The organism is Cupriavidus sp. FW305-F7 (assembly GCF_058782875.1).
In genome coordinates this window covers 282976-299250 of record NZ_JBYSYC010000002.1, presented here as the reverse complement: position 1 = coordinate 299250, position 16275 = coordinate 282976, and the positions used below count along the sequence as shown (strand labels likewise).

13 protein-coding genes are annotated in these 16275 nt (G+C 66.5%); 8 read left to right on the top strand and 5 right to left on the bottom strand.

Going from position 1 to position 16275, the window contains the following annotated elements:
* Positions 1 to 20: 20 nt before the first annotated feature.
* Positions 21 to 326: a YkgJ family cysteine cluster protein gene (locus AC3WL8_RS03140; RefSeq protein ID WP_211980115.1), complete on the bottom strand. Its 306-nt coding sequence runs from the start codon at positions 324 to 326 to the stop codon at positions 21 to 23.
* 298 nt (positions 327 to 624) lie between these two features.
* Between AC3WL8_RS03140 and AC3WL8_RS03135 the strand changes: the two genes are divergently transcribed.
* The 6 genes from AC3WL8_RS03135 (at position 625) to AC3WL8_RS03110 (ending at position 8473) form a co-directional block, all read left to right on the top strand.
* Positions 625 to 1413, top strand: coding sequence for a TetR/AcrR family transcriptional regulator (locus AC3WL8_RS03135; protein ID WP_492377884.1), 789 nt, complete (start codon positions 625 to 627; stop codon positions 1411 to 1413).
* 2 nt (positions 1414 to 1415) lie between these two features.
* Positions 1416 to 2528, top strand: coding sequence for an efflux RND transporter periplasmic adaptor subunit (locus AC3WL8_RS03130; protein ID WP_492377883.1), 1113 nt, complete (start codon positions 1416 to 1418; stop codon positions 2526 to 2528).
* A gap of 11 nt (positions 2529 to 2539) precedes the next feature.
* Positions 2540 to 5776: an efflux RND transporter permease subunit gene (locus AC3WL8_RS03125; protein WP_492377882.1), complete on the top strand. Its 3237-nt coding sequence runs from the start codon at positions 2540 to 2542 to the stop codon at positions 5774 to 5776.
* A gap of 113 nt (positions 5777 to 5889) precedes the next feature.
* Positions 5890 to 6543 (top strand): protein-L-isoaspartate O-methyltransferase family protein, encoded by a 654-nt coding sequence (locus tag AC3WL8_RS03120; protein WP_010813784.1) that lies wholly within the window; start codon positions 5890 to 5892, stop codon positions 6541 to 6543.
* A 13-nt stretch (positions 6544 to 6556) separates the two neighbouring features.
* Complete coding sequence (locus AC3WL8_RS03115) at positions 6557 to 6880, top strand: rhodanese-like domain-containing protein (RefSeq protein WP_013957704.1); 324 nt, start codon at positions 6557 to 6559, stop codon at positions 6878 to 6880.
* 75 nt (positions 6881 to 6955) lie between these two features.
* Positions 6956 to 8473, top strand: a complete 1518-nt coding sequence (locus AC3WL8_RS03110; RefSeq protein WP_013957705.1) for a TolC family outer membrane protein — start codon at positions 6956 to 6958, stop codon at positions 8471 to 8473.
* A 68-nt stretch (positions 8474 to 8541) separates the two neighbouring features.
* On the opposite strand, the gene AC3WL8_RS03105 is transcribed toward AC3WL8_RS03110, so the two are convergent.
* Positions 8542 to 9366, bottom strand: coding sequence for an META and DUF4377 domain-containing protein (locus AC3WL8_RS03105; protein ID WP_492377881.1), 825 nt, complete (start codon positions 9364 to 9366; stop codon positions 8542 to 8544).
* A gap of 354 nt (positions 9367 to 9720) precedes the next feature.
* Here AC3WL8_RS03105 and AC3WL8_RS03100 point away from each other — a divergent pair, with 354 nt between their 5' ends.
* Entirely contained in the window at positions 9721 to 11010 is a 1290-nt protein-coding gene (locus AC3WL8_RS03100) for an O-antigen ligase family protein (protein WP_492377880.1), read from the top strand.
* Positions 11007 to 12098, top strand: coding sequence for a glycosyltransferase family 4 protein (locus AC3WL8_RS03095; protein ID WP_492377879.1), 1092 nt, complete (start codon positions 11007 to 11009; stop codon positions 12096 to 12098). Before AC3WL8_RS03100 ends, AC3WL8_RS03095 begins: the two co-directional genes overlap by 4 nt.
* Positions 12099 to 12106: 8 nt before the next feature.
* On the opposite strand, the gene waaA is transcribed toward AC3WL8_RS03095, so the two are convergent.
* Genes waaA through AC3WL8_RS03080 form a run of 3 tightly spaced genes read right to left on the bottom strand, consistent with a single transcriptional unit; the run spans position 12107 to position 15868 of the window.
* Complete coding sequence (waaA, locus tag AC3WL8_RS03090) at positions 12107 to 13396, bottom strand: lipid IV(A) 3-deoxy-D-manno-octulosonic acid transferase (protein ID WP_492377878.1); 1290 nt, start codon at positions 13394 to 13396, stop codon at positions 12107 to 12109.
* On the bottom strand, positions 13396 to 14502 hold the full coding sequence (waaC, locus tag AC3WL8_RS03085) for a lipopolysaccharide heptosyltransferase I (RefSeq protein WP_492377877.1): 1107 nt from the start codon (positions 14500 to 14502) through the stop codon (positions 13396 to 13398). The genes waaA and waaC overlap by 1 nt, the downstream gene beginning before the upstream one ends.
* Positions 14483 to 15868, bottom strand: coding sequence for a phosphomannomutase/phosphoglucomutase (locus AC3WL8_RS03080; protein WP_492377876.1), 1386 nt, complete (start codon positions 15866 to 15868; stop codon positions 14483 to 14485). Before AC3WL8_RS03080 ends, waaC begins: the two co-directional genes overlap by 20 nt.
* Positions 15869 to 16275 lie beyond the last annotated feature (407 nt).

The window sequence follows — 16275 nt, the reverse complement described above, 5'->3', positions numbered from 1 at the left end:
GTCGGGTCGCGTACCAGGCGTCATGCGCGCGCACCGGGCCGCCCGGGCGTGGCCTGCGGCGCGGTCAGGATTTCCAGCCGGGTCAGCCAGTGCAGCGCGGCTTCACGCGAATCGCCGCACATCTCGGCCGACGGCTTCAGGCCGCCGCAGAACACAGGCCGGTCCGGCCTGCCGAACACCGCGCAGCGCATATCCGGCAGCAGCTGCGCGCACGGCTCGCCCGCCGGCTTGCCGCCAGGCATGCCGGGCAGCGGCGAGGCGATCGACGGGGCGATGCAGCAGGCGCCGCAGCCTGCGCGACAGGAAAGGTCTGACCGGCAACTCATGACGATGGTTCAGGATGGGCGGCCGCCAGGCGGCCAGCACAAAGAGGACATTGTGCCCGAAGGGCCGCTGCCGTCCTGTAAGAAAAGGAAAACGCAGTAAGCCGCGCCCGCGCACCGCCGGAAAAAAAGCGCACCGTAAGCCACAAGTCGTAATTTAGCCTCAGTGCCGTCTCGGTGTGTTCCCGAGGGTCGCCGGCCTGTGCTTGACCCTCCCATGGCGCTCATCTACATTACTGACCGACAAGTTATTAACTTTCCGACCCGTCCCCCCGTGCCCCGCAGGACCCGCAAGACATCCATGAAAACGCCCGCCGATCCGCACAAGGATGCAGACACGCCGCGCTGGAGCCGGCGCAAGGCCGCCCGCCCGCAAGAGCTGGTGGCCGCGGCACTCGACCTCTTCGTGGAGCGCGGGTATGCGGCCACGCGGCTGGAAGACGTGGCCGCCGCGGCCGGCGTGTCCAAGGGCACGGTCTATCTTTACTTCGCCAATAAGGAAGAGCTGTTCAAGTCGGTGGTACGCGCGAACTTGGTGCCGGCACTGGCGCGCGGCTCCGACCTGGTCGACGCCTACGACGGCAGCACGCCCGAGTTGTTGCGCGAGCTGCTGCGCGGCTGGTGGGGCCTGATCGGCGCCACGCCGGTGGCGGGACTGACCAAGCTGATCATGGCCGAGTCGGCCAATTTCCCGGACATCGCCCGTTTCTATAACCAGGAAGTGATGGTGCCGGGCGACGAGTTGTTCGCCAAGGTGCTGGCCCGTGGTGTAGCGCGCGGCGAATTCCGCGCCATGCCGGCCAACCCCACCACGACGCTGGTCTGTGCGCCGCTGGTGTTCCTGATGCTGTGGCAGCGCGCGCTGCGTGCCACCGCCGAGAAGGACATCGACCCCGAGGCCTTCCTGGACGGCCTGCTGGACACGCTGCTGTTCGGGCTCACCAGCGGCGACGCCCGCAATCGCCCGCTGCCGCCGCAGACCGGCCCCTACATCTGGGAACGCATCCGCGACGACATGCTGGCGCAACGCGCCGCCGCCATGGAAGCCGACGCCGACCCCGATCCCCCCGCGCCGCGACCCGGCCCCTGAACATGAAGCGAAAGACCCTGCTGATCACCGCCGCCTGCGTCGCCCTTGCGCTGACCGCCACGGTCGCCGTGCGCAAGGCCGGCAGCGCGCGCCAGCCGCAGACGCCGGCACAGGCCGCCGTCAACGTGGTGGAATTCCTGCAGACCGACCTGGTCAGCGTTGCGCGCCAGGACCTCCGGGTGTCACTGCCGCTGTCGGGCAGCCTGCGTGCGCTAAACCAGGCCTCGGTCAAGGCCAAGGTCTCCGGCGAGGTCAAGACGGTGCTGGTGCGCGAAGGCGAGCCGGTGCGCGCCGGCCAGGTGATCGTGCGCATCGATCCCACCGAGTACGAGGCCAAGGTCGCGCAGGCGCGCGGCCAGATGCTGGCCACGCGCGGACAGTTCGAGAACTCGCGCCAGACCTGGGAGCGCAACCGCGAACTGGTCGGCAAGGGCTTTATCTCCAGGACCGCGTTCGACAAGTACCAGGCCGACCTGGACGTCGCCCGCGCCAACCTTGACGCCGCCCAGGGCGGCCTGGCGGTGGCGCAGAAGGCGCTGGCCGACACCGTAGTCAAGGCGCCGCTCGACGGCATGGTGGCCGCGCGCGCGGTCCAGCCGGGCGAGAAGGTCTCGCCGGATACGCGCCTGGTCGACGTGGTCGACCTGCGCGTGCTGGAACTGGAAGCACCGATCCCGATGGCGGACGTGGCGCGCGCCGCGGTCGGCCAGCCGGTGGCGCTGGACGTGGAAGGCGCCGGCCGCTTTACCGGCAAGCTGGTACGCATCAACCCGGCCGTCAGCCAGGGCACGCGCAGCATCATGGTCTATATCCGCGTCGAGAATGCAGACCAGACGCTGCGCGCCGGCATGTTCGCGCGCGGCGCGCTGGTGCTGGGCGAGCGGGCCGGCGTAGTGGCAGTGCCGTCCTCGGCGGTGCGCACGGAAGGCGAGCGCGCCTTCGTCTATGCCATCGACAAGGACACGCTGGCCGAGCGCCCGGTGCAGCTTGGCATCCGCGACGAGGCCAGCGGCATGGTGGAAATCGTCTCGGGGCTGGACGCCGGCACCGAGATCGTCCGCAACAACCTTGGCACGCTGCGCAGCGGCAGCCAGGTAAAGCGCGTCAAGGCGTAGGGACCCGCGCCATGTGGTTCACCCGCCTGTCGATCCGCAACCCGGTGCTGGCCACCATGATGATGATGGCCTTCATCGTGGTGGGGCTGTTCTCTTACCAGCGGCTGCCGGTCGACCAGTTCCCCGACATCACCTTCCCGGTGGTGGTGGTGCAGACCGAATACCCGGGCGCCGCGCCCGAGTCGGTGGAGTCCGACGTCACGCGCAAGGTCGAGGAGATCGTCAACACCATCTCGGGCATCGACGAGATCTTTTCGCACTCCTACCAGGGCACTTCGGTCGTCGTCATCAAGTTCGACCTGAGCGTCGACGTCGGCCAGGCCGCGCAGGACGTGCGCGACAAGATCGCGCTGATCCGCCCGCAGTTCCGCGACGAGGTGAAAGAGTCGCGCGTGCTGCGCTATGACCCGTCCGACGCACCGATTTTCTATCTCTCGGTCTCCAACGCACCGGGCGCCACCCGCAGCCAGCGCGAGCTGACCACCATCGCCGACCAGATCGTGCGCAAGCGACTGGAGACCGTGCGCGGCGTGGGCGCCATCAATATCGTGGGCGGCACCAAGCGCGAGGTCGAGATTCGCATCCGGCCCGCGCAGCTCGAGGCGCTGGGGATCGGCGTGGACCAGGTGATGAACGCCATCCGCAACGAGAACCAGGAACTGCCCGCGGGCGAGCTGCGTTCCTCGGCCACGGAAACGGTGGTGCAGATCAAGGGCCGCGTGCCCACGCCGGAGGCGTTCCGCCAGATCATCGTGGCGCGCCGCGCCGGCCAGCCGGTGACGCTGGGCGAGATTGCCGACGTGCGCGACGGCCAGGAAGAGCAGGAAAGCCTGGCGCTGCTGGACGGCAAGCGCGCGCTGTTCCTGTCGGTGGTGAAGGCACAGGGCCAGAACACCGTCGATACCGTCGACGGCCTGGTGCGCATGACCGAAGAAACACGCAAGCTGGTGCCGGCTGGCGTGCAGCTGAACGTGGTCAACGACACCGCGCGCGGCATCCGCAGCAGCGTCAAGGAGGTGCGATCGACGCTGCTGGAAGGAGCCTTCCTGACGGTGGCGATCGTGTTCCTGTTTCTGGGTTCGTGGCGCAGCACCGTGATCACCGGGCTGACGCTGCCGATTGCGCTGATCGGCACCTTCGGCGTGATGTATATGTGCGGCTTCACGCTCAACGTGATCACGCTGATGGCGCTGTCGCTGTGCGTGGGCCTGCTGATCGACGATGCCATCGTGGTGCGCGAGAACATCGTGCGCCACAACCTGATGGGCAAGGACCACCGCACTGCGGCGCTGGACGGCACCAACGAGATCGGGCTGGCGGTGCTGGCCACCACCTTCTCGATCGTGGCGGTGTTCCTGCCGGTGGGCTTCATGGGCGGCATCATCGGGCGCTTCTTCCACCAGTTCGGCATCACCGTGGTGGCAGCGGTGCTGATCTCGATGTTCGTCTCGTTCACGCTGGACCCGATGCTGTCGTCGGTCTGGCACGACCCGGACCTGCACGGCACCGGCAACAAGAAGAGCTGGTACGGGCGCACGGTGGGGCGGTTGCTGGACTGGTTCTCGGCAAAGATGGACAAGCTTGGCAACGGCTATGCCGGCATGCTGGGCTGGGCGCTGAAGCACCGGCTGGCCACTGCCATCATCGCCGCGGTGACCTTCTTCGGCAGCTTTGCGCTGGTGCCGCTGATCGGCACGGAATTCGTGCCTAATGCCGACCTGGGCGAGACCCAGGTGGGCTTCACCACGCCGGTGGGCACCTCGATCGAAGTCACCGAAGCCAAGGTGCGGCAGGTGGAAGCCGCGCTGAAATCCTTCCCCGAAGTGGCCTACACCTACGCCACCATCAACTCGGGCAATGCCTCGGGCCGCAACAACGCGCTGGTGTCGGTGCGCCTGACCGAGCGGCGCTCGCGCCAGCTGTCCACCGCGCAGCTCAACCCGCTGATCCGGCAGCGCCTGGCGGGCATTGCCGGCATCACGCTGACCATGGTGGGCATGCCCGACGGCGCCGGCGGCCAGAAGGCGATTCAGGTATCGATCCAGGGCGATGACCTGGACGAACTGCGGCGCCTGTCCAGGGAAGCGGGCACACGCATGAAAGCGATCCGCGGCCTGGCCGACCTGGACTCGAGCATGAAGGACGACCGCCCCACCATCGAGGTGCGCATCCGGCGCGAGCTGGCCTCGGACCTGGGCGTGGGCGTGGCGCAGATCGGCAACGCCCTGCGCCCGCTGCTGGCCGGCGACGCCATCAGCTCATGGCGCGCGCCCGATGACGAGAACTACGACGTGCGCGTGCGCCTGCCCAAGGACGCGCGCACCGGCATGGCCGACCTGAGCGCGCTGATGATCGCGAGCAGCCAGACCAACGCCGACGGCTCGCCCAGGATGGTGCCGCTGCGCCAGATCGCCGAGCTGGTGCCGACCACCGGCGCCAACCAGATCAGCCGGCGCGACCTGAACCGCGAGGTCGAGCTGACCGCCAACGTGGCCGGGCGCTCTGCCGGTGAAGTCGCACGCGACGTCAAGGCCGCGCTGGACGGCATGAACTGGCCGGCCGGCTACAAGTACCGCTTTGGCGGCTCGACCAAGTCGATGAACGAGTCCTTCGGCTACGCCGTGTCGGCGCTGGCACTGGCGGTGATCTTCATCTACATGATCCTGGCCTCGCAGTTCGCCAGCTTCTTCCAGCCGATCGCCATCATGACCTCGCTGCCACTGACGCTGGTCGGGGTGTTCGCGGCGCTGCTGCTGTTCCGCTCGACGCTGAACATGTTCTCGATCATCGGCTTCATCATGCTGATGGGGCTGGTGACCAAGAACGCGATCCTGCTGGTGGACTTCGCCAACCAGGCGCGCCAGGGCCATGTCGACGGCGCCGACGGCCGCCAGCCGCTGTCGCGCGAGGCGGCGCTGGTGGAGGCCGCGCGCGTGCGGCTGCGCCCCATCCTGATGACCACGCTGGCCATGATCTTCGGCATGGTGCCGCTGGCCTTCAGCCTGGGCGAAGGCGCCGAGCAGCGCGCGCCAATGGGCCAGACCGTGATCGGCGGGATCATTACCTCGTCGATCCTGACGCTGGTGGTGGTGCCGGTGATCTATACGTATCTTGATGATTTCGGGGCCTGGCTGCGCCGGCTGTGGCAAGGCAAGGCGGCCAGCGGGCCCGCAGCGCACGCCCCGCCCACACCCGGCCGGCAAGCGGCTCCGGACCGGCCGGCCCCGGCGGACGCCAGCGCGGAATGAGCCCGGCGGCGTCTGCAAGGTTAAAATAAAGGGTTTGATAAGACTGTCCGGCCGTGGCACCGCGCGGCCGGCGCACAGACCGACAGCGGTTGGCATTGGTAAGGAATGGCAAGATGGATCTCGAAAAAGCCCGATTCAACATGATCGAACAGCAAATCCGCCCGTGGGACGTGCTGGACCAGGAAATCCTGGACCTGCTGGCGGTGGTCAAGCGGGAGCAGTTCGTCCCGGCCGCGTACGCCTCGCTGGCGTTCGTCGACATGGAGATTCCGCTGCCCGCCGGGCAGAACATGCTGGCCCCGCGCGTGGAAGCCCGCATCCTGCAGGACCTGGCCGTGCGCAAGCATGAGAACGTGCTGGAAATCGGCGCCGGCTCCGGCTACATGGCCGCCCTGCTGGCCAACCGCGCGCGCCACGTGCTGACCGTGGACATCGTGCCCGAGCTGGTTGAGCTGGCCCGCACCAACCTGGCCAACGCCGGCGTCACCAACGTCGACGTGGCCGAAGGCAACGCCGCCGACGGCTGGAGCGCCGCCGCGCCCTACGACGTGATCTGCATCTCGGGCTCGCTGCCGGCGATTCCGCAGTCGATCCTGTCGCAGGTCAAGGTGGGCGGCCGCATCGCCGCCTTCATCGGCGAGCTGCCGGTGATGGAAGCGCGCCTGGTCACGCGCGTGTCCGAGACCGAATACCAGGTCGTCAACCTGTTCGAAACTGCGGTCAAGCCCCTGCAGGGCGCGGCCCGGCCGTCGCAATTCCAGTTCTGAGGACGTAACCACCATGCAGGTCATCAAAGCGGCCGAACTGGCCCAGTGGCTGGCCGATGCCAGCCGCGCCAAACCGGTCCTGCTCGACGTGCGTGAAGGCTGGGAGGTGCAGACCTGCGCCATGCCCGGCATCACCCACATCCCGATGCGGGACATCCCCGCGCGCGCGGCCGAACTGGACGAAGACGCCGACATCGTCTGCATCTGCCACCACGGCGCACGCAGCATGCAGGTGGCGGCCTACCTGGAGCGCCAGGGCTACGCAAGGGTCTACAACCTGACCGGCGGCGTCGACGCCTGGGCCAGCGATGTCGACCCGGCCATGCCGAAGTACTGAAGCGGCAGTCCAGCACAGCAACACCAAGAAGAAATGACTGTAGCCGCGGCCCGCGCCCGGCAACCTGGAGCTTTCATGACGTTTGCGCCCAACGCCCTGCCCGGAGTGATCCGGACACGCCTGGCGATCGCGGTTTCCGTGCTTGCCCCGCTGCTGGCCATGCTGCCGGCGGCACCGGCAAGCGCGGCCGACCTGCTGCAGGTCTATCGCGATGCGCAAGCCAATGACGCGCAGTTTGCCAGCGCGCGCTCGCAGCTGCTGGCCACACGCGAGCGGCTGCCCCAGGGCCGCGCCGGGCTGCTGCCGCAGGTGGTTGGCACCGCGGGCGCCAACCGCACCAAGCTCGACCAGACGGCTTCGCTGCCGGTCGGCGCCGGGGCCAGCGCCTCCGGCACGCGCTTCTTCAACAACAACAACTGGCAGCTGCAACTGAGCCAGCCGCTGTTCCGCTGGGACCGCTGGGAAACCTACAAGCAGGGCGAACTGGCGTCGCTCGCCGGTGAAGTCAGCTTCCACCAGGCTGAGCTCGACCTGATCACCCGCAGCGCGCAGGCCTACTTCGACGTGCTGGCGGCACAGGACAACCTCTACCTGGCACGCGCGCAGAAAAAGGCCATCTCCGAGCAGCTGGAGCAGGCCAAGCGCAATTTCGAGGTCGGCACCGCCACCATCACCGACACCAACGACGCCCAGGCCCGCTACGATCTGGCCACCTCGACCGAGATCGCCTCGCAGAGCGACCTGGAGATCAAGCGCGCCACGCTGCAGCAGATCACCGGCAAGCCGGTCGACGAAGTGCTGGGCCTGCGCCCCGAGGCGCCCATCCCTGGCCCGCAGCCGCCCGACGTCAACGCCTGGGCCGCGCAGGCAGAGACCAGCAACCTGCAGGTGAACCTGGCCAGCTACAACCTGGAAACCGCCCAGCGCGAGACCAACAAGGCCAAGGCCGGCCACCTGCCCTCGGTCGATCTGGTGGCGTCATACGGCTTCACCAACCAGACCGGCAGCGCCACGCAGGCGATCTCCACCCATTACAACGCCTCGCAGATCGGCGTGCAACTGACCATGCCGATCTTCGCCGGCGGCCAGATCCAGTCGCGCGTGCGCGAGACCCTGGCCTTGGCCGACAAGGCCGCCAGCGACCTGGAATTCGCGCGCCGCACCGCCGCGCAGACGGCACGCCAGACCTACTCCGGCGTGTCCAACGGCCTGGCCCAGGTCAAGGCCCTGGAAGCCGCCGAACGCTCGGCCACCAGCGCGGTGGAATCCAACCAGCTCGGCTATGAAGTGGGCGTGCGCATCAATATCGACGTGCTGAACGCCGAAGCGCAACTGTTCTCCACCCGGCGCGACCTCGCCAAAGCCCGCTACGACACCATCATGAACGGCCTGAGGCTGAAGGCCTCCACTGGCGTGCTGCAGGAAGCCGACGTGGTGCAGATCAACACCCTGCTGACCTCGTCGCCGGGTGCGCTGTACAAGCTGCCCGCGCCCGCCCAGGCCGGCGCCAGGGCCCCGGCAACCCCGCGCGCCTCGGTCGAGCGCCGCGGCACGCGGCGCGAAGCCACGCCTGCCGGCGCACCGCGCACCTGATCCTCCGCAGCGCGCCGCAACGCAAATGGGCCGCAATTGCGGCCCATTTGCATAAACGACGTCGCGCCCTAGTTCGCCCGCGTACGCGACTCCACCTTCAGCAGCTGCCAGCGGATCGACGACGCATCCGCCGGCGGGTTCGGCACCTGGTATTCACGCACGCGCAGCTTGTAGGCCACGCCCGGCTCAAAGTCCAGCCCCTCGATCGGGCCATACCAGAGCCGCCACGGCGCCTCCGGCGATTCGCGCCAGCGATAGCACGTCATCTTGCCCACGCCAGAGCACTCCACGCGCTGCGAATCGATGTAGACCACCTTCTCCACGCCCCCGGCGTCCACGCTCGCACCGCGCTTGCCCAGGCCTTCGCGCTCAACAAACTGCAGCAGGTCGCCGCCGGCAGTCTTCCAGATGATCTGCCGACCCGTGCTGCCCGCCGACGGCTGTGTGCCGACCGTGGCAAACGGCGTCTGCATCGCCTTGAGCAGGGCCGATTCCAGTTCCATGCGCGGCGGCGGGCAAGCCATGCGCGTGCCGGCAATGCGGTCGAAGCGGATGCCGGTATCGGTCTTGCCATAGCTGCCGGTAAAGCGGTTGCAGCCACTGGTGCCGCTGACCGTACCCTGCGCGGCGTCTATGCCCTCATTGAACTCAAAAATGATGGGCTGGCCGTTGTCGCCGTGCGGGATATCGCGCAACGCGCCGTCGGGCTGCTGCCAGCGCACCAGCTCCCAGCGGCTGGGGCCGGAGGGTTGGGTCTGGTTGAGGTTGGTGCCAGCGGAGGGGAGGTCCGGTGCTGTCGCGGTCGTGCAGGCACCTAGCGCGGTTGCCACCAGCAAGGCGGCCGCGCTGCGGGCAGCCAGGGCGAAGGGGAACAGGCTGGTACGGCTGTGCATGAAGGACTCCTGTAACAGGCCGCTCAAGACGGCCGCATGGATGCAATCGACAGATCTGACAAAGGGCATGCCGAAAAGTGCACCCCTACTGATACATCAGTTTAGCAAGGCGGTTGCGCCAAAGCCCGGTCAAGCACCGATTAAATCACATACATCCTGTAACGTCCCAACCGCGTCGGCGGGCTAGGATGCGGAACGTCAAGAAATCCCACCCTGACCATCCGATATAATTGCCTCGCCCGGCGCAGCAATGTGACCGACAGGCTCCGCTGCTCAACAGGCGGCAACAATAATAAGAAGGATGGATCGGCCCGCATCCCGAGTGCACAACCCTTCCTCCGGAAACCTCTCTCCATGCTCTTGATGACGAGATTGCAGAGATCCCAATCGTATGGGGTCGACAAAGCTCTGTACCTGGCCGCCTGTGCCGTCCTGGCTGCGTTCCCTGCGCTGATGTTTGTCAAGCCGACGGTTAGCAACCTCTGCTACGGACTCCTGCTCGGCTGGAGCGCCATCACTCTCGTTGCCGGCGGGCGCGCGGGCCGGACGGAATGTGGCGCGCTGCTGCGCAGGTACTGGTTCTTCATGCTGGCCATGGCGGCGCTGCCGCTTGCGGTGCTGTTGCAGCAACTGCTGGCCGGGGCGGAGGAGCCGCATGTTTCTTACCTGTACCTGCGCTTTGCTTTGTTCATTCCGTTGGTTTTTGGGATGGTACGGCTTGGCAGGGGTGGGATGCGGAGTGTGCAGTGGGGCTTCGTGGCCTGCGCACTCCTTTCCGCCGCCTGGATTCACGAGGCGGCAGCTGCCGGTCGCCCAGCTCACGTAGGCTCTTCCAATATCATTCCCCTTAGCAATCTTTCCATGCTGATGGGGATACTCGCCCTGATTTCAATTGGATGGGATCGTCCCAGAGACTATCTGCAATCGGGCATGAAGCTGCTGGCCGGCTTTGCCGGCCTGTACGCCTCATACATGAGCGGCACGCGTGGCGGCTGGATCGCCATCCCCGTGCTGGCGATCATTGCGTTGGCAGCATCACGCAGATTGACTCGCTTACACAAGGCGGCTGCCCTCGTCGGACTGGCTGGTCTCATGGCCCTCATCTGGTTCGGCAGCCCCTGGGTGCAGCAGCGCACGACAGAGGTTGTATCCGAACTGTCTCAATTTGATCACCATGTAACACCGGACACGTCGATCGGGATACGGCTACAGCTGTGGCGAGCATCGCTCCAGATGGTGCAGGCTCACCCCTGGACCGGCGTGGGGCCGGAGAACTTCGAGCAGACCCTGGAAACGCTTGGGGCGCAGCACGTGATCTCCCCGCTCGCTGCCACCATGCCGCATTCACACAATGAACTCCTGCATGCTACGGCCACGCTCGGCATCCCGGGCCTATTGGCAATCCTTGCTCTGTATCTGGTACCGGCCGCCTTCTTCCTGCGCCACCTTGGCAATGCAGACCGGGGCACGCAAGTCGCCAGCGCCATGGGCCTGGCCCTGTGCTGCGGCTTCATGGTGTTCGGCCTGACCGAGGTCATGTTCGCCACGACCCTGGTCAATGCCTTCTACAGCCTGATCATGGCCGTATGCTTTGCTTACGTGGTTGCGCGCAAGGACGCTTTGCCCGCGCAGGCGGCCAGTTGAGCCAGGACTCACGACGGCACATCTGCTTCCTGACCGGGACATTGAATGCGATGGCCGGCGCGGAACGGATGACCGCAACGATCGCCAATGCGCTGGCCGATCTTGGCCATCATGTCACTATTCTTAGCCTCTGGGACGCTACCAGCCAGTTTCCGTTACATCCGCGCGTGCGCCATGAAGCGCTGTACACGCAACGGCCCTCCTTCAAACGCGCCTACTTCGCCACGGTCGCCGGCATCCGCAGGCACTGCACCACGCATCGCATCGACGTCCTGGTACAGGTCGACACCATGCTCGAACTGTTCGTGCTGCCTGCCACCCTCGGCCTGGGCCTGCACCATATCGCGTGGGAGCATTGCCATTTCGACGAGGATCTCGGCAGGCCGGCGCGCAAGGTGGCTCGGCGACTGGCCGCGCAGTTCTGCCGGCAGGTAGTCGTGCTGACAGAGCGGGACCGCCGCCGCTGGCTTGAGGCACTGCGGCCGCGCAGCGAGGTCGTCTGCCTGCCGAATCCGCTGCCATTTCCGATGCCGGCCGAATCCGCGCCACGCATGCAGAAGACCGTGCTGGCCATGGGCCGGCTGGTTCCGGCGAAAGGCTTCGATGTCTTGCTGCGCGCCTGGCAGAAGGTGGCGGAAGCGGAACCGGCATGGCAACTGGTCATCCACGGCGAAGGCGAAGAGCGCCCTGCCCTCACTGCCCTGATCGGCCAGCTGCAACTGCAAGACCGGGCCAGCCTGCCGGGTATCTGCCAGGATCCGGCGCAAGCCTACGGGCGTGCATCGGTCTTCTGCCTGAGTTCGCGCTATGAGGGATTCGGACTGGTGCTGATCGAAGCGATGGCCTTTGGCCTGCCGATCGTATCGACCGATTGCGAGACCGGACCCCGCGAACTGCTCACCCCGGGGCAGGATGCGCTGGTGGTTGCAGCGGATGATGCCGATGCGCTGGCCAAGGCGCTGCTGACGGTGATCCGCCAACCGGAACTGGCGAGCCGCCTTGGCGCCGGTGGCCGCCACAAGGCAAGCCATTTCACGCTGGAGCGGCTTGCCCTGCAGTGGGAGGCCCTGGTCAAGGCACCAGGGTAAGCACCGGATCAGCCCTCCAGCGCCGGGGCCAGCGCAGCGAGGGTGCGGACGGTGGCGCCGCGATGCAGGCCCGCAAAGGTCTGCGCATGCGCGCGCATATCGGCCAGCCGGGCCGGATCGGCCAGCAGGCTTGCTGCGGTGCGCATCAGCGCATCGGCATTGTCGACGCGCAGGCAAGCGCCCGCGGCAATCGCGTCTTCCGTCGCCTGCGCAAAGTTGAAGGTATGCGGGCCAACCAGTACCGGCGTGCCGACCGCGCAGGCCTCGATCAGATTCTGCCCCCCGAGCGGCAACAGGCTGCCACCGATAAAGGCGAGATCCGACGCAGCAAAGTACATTGCCATCTCGCCCATCGAATCGCCCAGCACGATATCGGCAGTCAGCGACGACTGGATGCCGTCAAGATCCAGTGCACTGCGGCGCTCGACCGAAAACCCCGCACGCGCCGCCATTGCGGCGACTTCATCGAAGCGCTGCGGGTGACGGGGGATCAGCAGCAGAGCGGGACGCGGGACATTGCCCGCCAGTGATTGCCAACGGGAGAAGGCGTCGAGCAACATCGGCTCCTCTCCCTCACGCGTGCTGGCGGCTGCCAGCACCGCACGCGCGCCAAAGACCTTGCGCAACTGCTCACCCAGCGCAACGCCTGCCGGCGCCGGCTGCATATCGAACTTCAGGTTGCCCGTGATCTGCACCGCCGGCACGCCCAGCGCCTGAAAGCGATCGGCATCACCCGCCGTCTGCGCCAGCACGCCCGCAAAATCCCCATACATAACCGCCGCCGCGCGCCCAAACCGCGCCGTGCGCCGGAAGCTGCGCGGCGACAGGCGCGCATTGACCAGGAACAGGGGCACTCCGGCCTTGCGCGCGCCGCGCACCAGGTTGGGCCACACCTCCGTCTCCATCAGCATGCCCGCCTGCGGCCGGAAATATCGCATGAACCGCCCCACCAGCCATGGCAGGTCATACGGCAGGTAGCACTGCAGGATGCGCGGCTCCTTGCCGAACAACTGGGCACCGGTCTGGCGGCCGGTCGGCGTCATGTGCGTCAATAGCAGGCGGTGGTGCGGATAGGCGCCGAGCAGCGCGTCGATCAGCGGCTGCGCCGCGCGGGTCTCGCCCACCGACACCGCGTGGACCCAAAGCCACGGACCTTTCCGTGGCAGGCTGCCGTAGACACCCAGGCGCTCGCCGACATGCTGCACATAGCCCGGCTCCTTGCGCGCACGCCAGGCCAGGCGCAGCAGCGCCAGCGGCAGCACCACCACCCACAACATGCTATAGAGCAAACGCAGCATCAGGCAGCCACTCCGCGCACGCGGCAAGCCGCGTCGTAGACCTCATCGACCGACGGCACGATGCCGTCATCACCGACATTGGCGATGTGCCCGGACCAGTAGCCCTCAGTCTTCCAGCGCCACGTGGCCGTATAGATCTCCACCGTCGGCCGGCACAACGCCGCGGCAATGTGGACCAGGCCCGTATCGACCCCGATCACCACCTCGGCCCGGTTGATCAGCCCGAAACCCTGCATTACCGAGAATCGCGGCAACACCCTCGCCTGCGGCACACCGGCAGCAATCTCTTCGGCAGCCTGGCGTTCCTTGTCATTGCCCCACGGCAGCAACATCACCAGACCCTCATCAGCCAGCCGCTTGCCCAGCGCATGCCAGTTCTGCACCGCCCATTTCTTGCGCGCGCCAGCAGTCGCATGGAAGCACACGGCATAGCGCGCCGGCAAGTCGCCCCACAGCGGATCGTCAATATGCAGCGATTGCGCGGCAGGCCCGAAAAACTGCGGCGGCTCCGCCGGCGCAAGCCCGGTCAGCGCAGCACCTAGCAAGCGCGAGCGCCGCACCGAATGCGTCTGGCGCGGCACCCGCACCGGATCGGTGTATAGCAGCCGCGCCGCCGGCTCATAGCCGGAGCCCTGCGTGGCATTGCCCAGCCCGATAATCGGCGCACCGGGCGCCCGCGCGGCCACGCGCGCGACCACCGCGGTCTTGAGCAAACCCTGGCTCTCGATCACCGCGTCATAGCGCTCCTGGCGCAACGCGTCACGCACCTCGCCCACCTCGCGCCAGGTGCCGCCCTGCAGGATGCGCTTGCGCCAGCGCCGCAGCGCGAACGGAATTACCCGGCGCACCTCCGGCAACAGCCGGACAAGCGCGACATAGCCTTCTTCCACCACCCAGTCGATCTCGGCACCCGGCCAGCGTGCGCGCAGATCGTGCACCAGCGGCATGTTGTGCACCACGTCACCGAGCGACGACACCTTGACCAGCAGGATGCGAGGCCGTTCCGGCAGTGTGAAAGGAACCGCGGCCGGCGTGGGCTGCACCACACCGGCCGCGTCCGACGATGCCGCCGGCACCGTCGCGCGCTCAGAACGGGAGCTGAGCATCCGGCTTCTCTGCCAGGATCACGCGCTTGAACTCCGCCTGGATACGCGCCAGTGCGGCGTCGTTGTCCGCCTCGAAACGCATCACCACCACCGGCGTGGTGTTGGACGGGCGCGCCAGGCCGAAGCCATCGGCATATTCCACGCGCACGCCGTCGATGGTGATCACCTCGCGCGCGCCTTCGAACTTCGCGTTCGCCTTGATCTGGTCCAGCAGCGTGAACGGCTCACCCTCGGCACACTTGAGTTGCAGTTCCGGCGTGTTGTTGGCATTCGGCAGCGCATTCAGCACCGCGCTCGGATCCGCGTGGCGCGACAGGATCTCCAACAGGCGCGCCCCCGTGTACAGGCCATCGTCAAAGCCATACCAGCGGTCCTTGAAGAACACGTGACCGCTCATCTCGCCCGCGATCGGCGCGCCCGTTTCCTTCAGCTTGGCCTTGACCAGAGAATGGCCGGTCTTCCACATCAGCGGCTCACCGCCGTGCTCGCGGATCCAGGGGGCCAGCTTGCCGGTGCACTTGACGTCGTAGATCACCTGCGCGCCGGGGTTGCGCGACAGGATCTCCTCGGCAAACAGCATCAGCTGGCGGTCCGGGAAAATCACCTGACCGTCCTTGGTCACCACGCCAAGGCGGTCGCCATCGCCGTCGAAGGCCAGGCCGAGCTCGCAGTCCGTCTCGCGCAGGGCCTTCATCAGATCCTGCAGATTCTCGATATGGGCGGGATCAGGGTGGTGGTTCGGGAAGTTGCCGTCCACGTCGCAGAACAGCTCAGTCACCTCACAGCCCAGGCCACGGAACAGGTCACCCACGAACGCGCCGGCCACGCCGTTGCCGGCATCCAGGGCAACCTTCATCGGACGGGCCAGCTTGACGTCGCTGATGATGCGGTCGAGGTACTTTTGGCGCACATCGACTTGCTTGTAGGTGCCGGCACCGCCGGTGAAATTGCCGGCTTCGATCCGCTGGCGCAGCGCCTGGATCTGCTCGCCATAGATCGCCTTGCCGGCGAGCACCATCTTGAAACCGTTGTAGTCCGGCGGGTTGTGGCTGCCGGTGACCATGATGCCGGAGGTCGGGCGGACGCCGTCGATCTCGATGTTGGTGGCGAAGTAAACCATGGGGGTGGCTACCAGGCCGATGTCGATCACGTCCAGGCCGGCGGCGCGGAGGCCTTCTACCAGGCCGGAGATGAGGTCGGGGCCGGAGAGACGGCCGTCGCGGCCTACGGCGATGGTTTTTTCGCCCAGGTCAACCGCGGCGGAGCCGAAGGAGAGACCGATGAAGCGCGCAGCTTCACGCGTCAGCGTCTTGCCAACGATGCCGCGAATGTCATAGGCCTTGAAAATCGATGAGTCAATTTGCATGAGCGTTACGATGGTTGAATGCGTGTTTACGACAGGACAGCGTCGATACCGCCAATGTGTGCAAAGCAGCATTGTGCCGGATTGTGCAACCGCAGTAACCGTCGAGATTGAGGAAGGACACTGGATTGCGACGTCAAGGCGCACACAATGCACTAATGTGCACACCTCGAACCGCCGGATAGGGAGGCAGTTATAATCATGCGCCCCGATTGCAGAATTCCCGCCCTCGGTGGGGCTTGGGCCCAAGTGCGCAGGGAAGCGCAAGATTGTGCACACTCATCCACCCGGACTAACCATCATACCTTTGCTTACCTAGCCGGTGGCCCGGGAAAAACCGGTTGCAGTTGCAAAATCTTGTAAATCTGTACAGTGACAAACTCGCGTAGAGGGTTGACGTGTGGCTAGAT

Coding starts and splice junctions, on each gene's coding strand:
- AC3WL8_RS03140 (WP_211980115.1), bottom strand. CDS start 326: ATGAGTTGCCGGTCAGACCTTTCCTGTCGCGCAGGCTGCGGCGCCTGC.
- AC3WL8_RS03135 (WP_492377884.1), top strand. CDS start 625: ATGAAAACGCCCGCCGATCCGCACAAGGATGCAGACACGCCGCGCTGG.
- AC3WL8_RS03130 (WP_492377883.1), top strand. CDS start 1,416: ATGAAGCGAAAGACCCTGCTGATCACCGCCGCCTGCGTCGCCCTTGCG.
- AC3WL8_RS03125 (WP_492377882.1), top strand. CDS start 2,540: ATGTGGTTCACCCGCCTGTCGATCCGCAACCCGGTGCTGGCCACCATG.
- AC3WL8_RS03120 (WP_010813784.1), top strand. CDS start 5,890: ATGGATCTCGAAAAAGCCCGATTCAACATGATCGAACAGCAAATCCGC.
- AC3WL8_RS03115 (WP_013957704.1), top strand. CDS start 6,557: ATGCAGGTCATCAAAGCGGCCGAACTGGCCCAGTGGCTGGCCGATGCC.
- AC3WL8_RS03110 (WP_013957705.1), top strand. CDS start 6,956: ATGACGTTTGCGCCCAACGCCCTGCCCGGAGTGATCCGGACACGCCTG.
- AC3WL8_RS03105 (WP_492377881.1), bottom strand. CDS start 9,366: ATGCACAGCCGTACCAGCCTGTTCCCCTTCGCCCTGGCTGCCCGCAGC.
- AC3WL8_RS03100 (WP_492377880.1), top strand. CDS start 9,721: ATGCTCTTGATGACGAGATTGCAGAGATCCCAATCGTATGGGGTCGAC.
- waaA (WP_492377878.1), bottom strand. CDS start 13,396: ATGCTGCGTTTGCTCTATAGCATGTTGTGGGTGGTGGTGCTGCCGCTG.
- waaC (WP_492377877.1), bottom strand. CDS start 14,502: ATGCTCAGCTCCCGTTCTGAGCGCGCGACGGTGCCGGCGGCATCGTCG.
- AC3WL8_RS03080 (WP_492377876.1), bottom strand. CDS start 15,868: ATGCAAATTGACTCATCGATTTTCAAGGCCTATGACATTCGCGGCATC.